This window comes from Calditrichota bacterium, assembly GCA_013151735.1.
Classification (GTDB): Bacteria; Zhuqueibacterota; JdFR-76; order JdFR-76; family BMS3Abin05; genus BMS3Abin05.
The window spans coordinates 1-1,313 of the sequence record JAADHR010000134.1; the positions used below are offsets into that span (position 1 = coordinate 1).

Sequence of the window (1,313 nt, forward strand, 5' to 3'; positions counted from 1 at the left end):
AGGCAAAAATTCCAAATGCCAAATCCCAATAGCCAAATAAATCCTAAATTACAATTATCAATGACCAGAATAAAATAATCTCCAAACAACGCCGCAGGCGTTGAACATTTGTAGAAAATGTAATCCAATTAATTTTCCAACAACCCCGAATGGGGTTGAACGGATGGCAATCCTGTTCTATTTTGTTGAAGCCGTAACATTTGGGGTAATTTGTAGGGGGCGATTCGTGAATCGCCCCTACCTTTTATCATTCGCGCATTCGCGGCCTAATGAAAAGATTCACCGCAAAGGCGCAGAGACGCAAGGCAAAAATTCCGGTAGAACCTCTAATACAAAAGATATTTCTCCCGTGTAATTTTAAACTCCGAAAGCTTCTTGCTCCAGCTCGCCACAATCTTTTTGGGCGGTACATTGTTCTGAATCTGTTCCCGCAGCCTCTCGGTTCCGGCAAGCAGATCAAATCCCTTTTTGAAAACAAGCTGATCCGGATACAGGCGGTGAAGGGCACTTAAAAGAGTGACCCCAAAAGAGACCGAACGAAAAATGTTTCTGTTGGCCAGTTTCAGCTCTAATCCCCGACACATTTCACCTTCGTATTTCGGATGAGGAGCCATTTCCGGAATGGATTGTGGAATGAATTCCGTTGCCTTTACCATCAACCCCAAAGGATGAAAGGAATCGATAGCCTGCTTCAAAGAATCGCCATTTATCCACGGAGCACCCACAACTTTGAATGGCGTGCGGGTTCCCCTGCCCTCAGAAACAGAGGTGCCTTCAATTAAACACATCCCGGGATAAAGGATAGCGGTTTCCAAATCGGGCATATTGGGGGAGGTTTTAATCCATTTCAGGCCGGTTTGATCGAACCACATGGAGCGACGCCAATTTTTCATCGGGATCACCGTCAGATCGGCACGAGCCCCGTTTTCCAGCCATCCCTCACCGTTAATCATGCGTGCCAATTCCCCGATGGTTAAACCGTGCCGAATGGGAATCGGGTACATCCCCACAAAGGATTTCAGCTCAGGATTGAGAATGGGACCCTCCACAATATCGCCCGTGATGGGATTGGGACGATCCAACACAATAAACGGAATGTGATTTTCGGCGGCGGCCTGCATGGCCAGCCCCATGGTGCTGATGTACGTGTAAAACCGGGCACCGATGTCCTGAATGTCGAAAAGCAGCACGTCCACACTGTCCAGCATGGCCGGTGTGGGCTTGCGGGTTTTCCCGTAAAGGCTGTAAACCGTAATTCCGGTCAGGGAATCCACGTAGGATTCCACGTAAGCACCGGCGGAGCGATTCCCGCG

1 protein-coding gene is annotated in these 1,313 nt (G+C 48.6%); it reads right to left on the minus strand.

Annotation, left to right across the window (positions count from 1 at the left end; translation table 11 throughout):
• Positions 1-326: 326 nt before the first annotated feature.
• Positions 327-1,313, minus strand: a 987-nt coding sequence (locus GXO76_09365) for a DUF1343 domain-containing protein (protein NOY78062.1), incomplete at its 5' end; no start/stop codon positions are given.